We start from the raw sequence: 3056 nt of genomic DNA, 5'->3' as shown, positions 1-3056 counted from the left end.
TAAATACGATTTCATGTACAGTTTCAATGTGTTGGACTTTCTGAGGATGCCCTATCGTCGTCCGAAGCGGGTGGACCGGGTGACGGTCCGCAACTGGCCCCCCAGGCAGGGCTTGATTGCGATCCAGCCGGATGATCGGGATGACGGCCTGAACCCTGGAGGCGTGGTGCTGACACCCGGTCATCCGGTGCATGTGTTGGTGCATGTCGGCCCTGGTGTCTCCAGCGTCAGGTTATCGGCCTCGGCGGGCGAACTGTGGCCGGATCCTCCGCAAGTCTATTCGGAGGAGGTGGATCTGGTGTTTTCGGAGACCGACACCGCCACTTTGTCCCACCCGGTGCAATCCATCGATTCCTGGACGTGGATGGGGGCGGCATTGGGGTCGTTGTCATTGGCGGCGGATGGCCTCACCGTGCGAGCCGAATCTTCCGGTTTGGCCGTGGCCCGGTTACGAGTGACGATCCAGGCTTACGGCTGGCGCATCATGCCACCGGAGGAGTTGGCCGGCGCGCGCCGTTTCCCGATCGCCCTGGTGGCGTCCGGCATGGATGGGGATGTGTCCGGCACCGGTGAAATCGTGGTCCAGCGGGGCGATGGGCGGTTCCCCGGGGCGGATGTGGTGGAACCTTTGGCCGCGACGGTGGATGTCATGCGGGAGCGGGGCCGGGCCGAAATGGATGCGGGCGAACCGCTCCAGTCCGTCACCCTGGATTGTCTGTTTCTTCCCGGCATCCTGCCCGGGCAACTTGTGGAGGTGCGAGACGATTGGCTGGGAGTCTGGCGCGGACAGGTCATGTCGGTACGCCACGAGATTTCCGACCTCCATATGAACACCACGATCGATCTGTTGCGACGGGTCGATGACCGCGCATGAGCCGCGCATGAACACCAAGTCCAGGCAAGCCGTCTGGTTTGATCGTTCCAGCATTCCCCCGTCACAGATGGCGAGGGTTGGGGTGCGGTAACACCCCAACCGCAGGAATCCGCCCTGCACGACCAACATGGCCATTATTGGCCGTCCCGCCGCCGCGCGTGCGGTCGGAAAAGAGTATAGGATGGATCCCATGTTAAATGAAATGCGTTGCAGACACTGCCATCGTCTATTGGCAAAGGAGGGAGGCATATCCCACATCGAGATCAAATGTCCGAGGTGCAAAACCATCAACCGTATTCTATCTGGCCCAGAGCCGAACCAGACCGATCGCCTGAGAGCGCCCTTGCGAGGCAACCAATATGGACAAGTCGGAAACTCAAATCAAATCCCCTTTGGCGGGTTGGATGGGCGGTAAATATCGGCTCTCCCGTGTCATTGTCCCCAGGATTCCGGATCACCAGTGTTACGTCGAACCGTTTGCGGGAGCGGCGTGGATTCTGTTTCGCAAGCGACCGTCATCCTGCGAAGTTTTGAATGACATCAACGGGGACATCATCAATTTGTACCGTATCGTCCGGTGCCATTGGGAGGCGTTCGTGGAATCGCTACAATGGGTGCTGTCGAGCCGAGAGGAGTTCGATCGTTTCCTTGATACGCCGGTGGGCACATTGACCGACCTCCAGCGTGCCGTTCGTTACTACTATGTGCATAAATTGTCGTTCGGCGGGCGACAGTCGGGTCGCGCCACCTTTGGGACATCAGCAATCCAGCCGGCCAGACTCAATCCGTTGTCTGTGCGGCGGGAGATTGAGCTGGCGCATCGTCGTCTCGCCAGGGTCACCATCGAGCATTTACCGTATAAAGAAGTGATTCAACGCTATGACCGCCCGCAGACCTTTTACTATCTGGATCCCCCGTATTGGGATTGTGAGGGGTATTACGGCAAAGGAATTTTCGGAAAGGAGGATTTCGGAGTCCTGGCCGAACTGCTGTCCACCATGAAGGGCAAATTCCTTTTGAGCCTCAACGACCGTCCACAGATCCGTGAGATCTTCAAAGGATTCCATATCGATCCGGTGATGACCCGCTACTCCTGCCATGTCAACCGGAACATGCCGGCCCGGGAGGTGTTGATCCGGAACTATTGACACCTTGAACCGACTCCCCACCGAGGCACTCTTCCCTGCCCCGGTGGGTCTTTTGACCATCACTCTTCAAGGAGGGTCGTACCAGTGGGTTTACCGAAAGACCTCAACCAATCTGAAATGGATGCCAATGCCCCGATTCGGGCTATACAATATGTCGACACATTGACCCGACGGCTGACTGATGAGGAACAGTCCGAGGACAGTCCGTTTTACGAGGGATCCCAGCATTTCAGTTCTTCCGCCCAGAAGATGCGCGCCATGGTCGCCTCGCAGATCATTCAGGGGTTGCCGTTGGATGTGCTTGACAAATTGATCCTATGTCAATGTTCCCCTCTGATGTTGGCGGAGATGGCAGCCGCTTACCAAAAAGAAGGGGAGTCAGATACCGCCTTGACGCTGCTCAAGCGCATGCTGGACGGAGACCGGGAGGATCCATTCTTGTTGATCGACTACTGGATCGCCCGTTACGCCGAATGGCTGGCAGATGCGGGGTCGCAGGACGAAGGGGAGCGCTTTCTGTTGGACGAATACAAGAACCCGCGCAAGATCGAAGGATGGCAGGTTGCTCAAAAATTGGCGGCGTTCCACATCGACCAGGGCAACCTGGAAAAAGCGGAAGATTGGGTGAAGATCGCCACGAAAGACAAGCCGGACAATCCGTTCAATCACTATCTGCGGGGGTTGCTGCGTCCTGGCGACGAACAACAATAAACCATCGCTTCCGCGAATAGCCCCGAGAGTTCCGAACACTTTTTACATTCTCATTTTGCCCGTCGCCAATTCTCATTTTGCCCGTCGCGGTACACGTCTGCGGCGACCCAGGCGTTCCATGCCGCATCCATGATTGCTTTGGCTTCGTTGATCGTCATGGTCATTTCTCCGTTTGGTTGTTTGTTCTGGTTCTTTGTTGTCCACACAATGCCATGCAACCAATGAGGATGGGAAGCCTTTTTTGATTGATTTATCTGGTTAAAATAGTGTCTTGATGGACCGGACATTGCAATGCCGCCCCGTTGCCGGGGCGGCGTCAGTTA

The 3056-nt window shown here is 56.8% G+C and carries 4 protein-coding genes; all 4 read left to right on the top strand.

Annotated features, from left to right (window positions below; all coding sequences use genetic code 11):
* Positions 1–13: 13 nt before the first annotated feature.
* Positions 14–874, top strand: a complete 861-nt coding sequence (locus HQL98_16195) for a hypothetical protein (protein MBF0273586.1) — start codon at positions 14–16, stop codon at positions 872–874.
* Positions 875–1064: 190 nt separating this feature from the next.
* A complete protein-coding gene (locus tag HQL98_16190; protein ID MBF0273585.1) occupies positions 1065–1289 on the top strand; it encodes a Com family DNA-binding transcriptional regulator in 225 nt (74 codons plus the stop codon).
* A complete protein-coding gene (locus tag HQL98_16185) occupies positions 1234–2022 on the top strand; it encodes a DNA adenine methylase (GenBank protein MBF0273584.1) in 789 nt (262 codons plus the stop codon). The genes HQL98_16190 and HQL98_16185 overlap by 56 nt, the downstream gene beginning before the upstream one ends.
* Before the next feature lie 84 nt (positions 2023–2106).
* Entirely contained in the window at positions 2107–2733 is a 627-nt protein-coding gene (locus HQL98_16180; GenBank protein ID MBF0273583.1) for a hypothetical protein, read from the top strand.
* Positions 2734–3056 lie beyond the last annotated feature (323 nt).

The organism is Magnetococcales bacterium, assembly GCA_015231755.1.
Lineage (GTDB): Bacteria > Pseudomonadota > Magnetococcia > Magnetococcales > Magnetaquicoccaceae > Magnetaquiglobus.
Note: the sequence above shows the minus strand (reverse complement) of the source record. Positions and strands in the feature narration are given on the sequence as shown.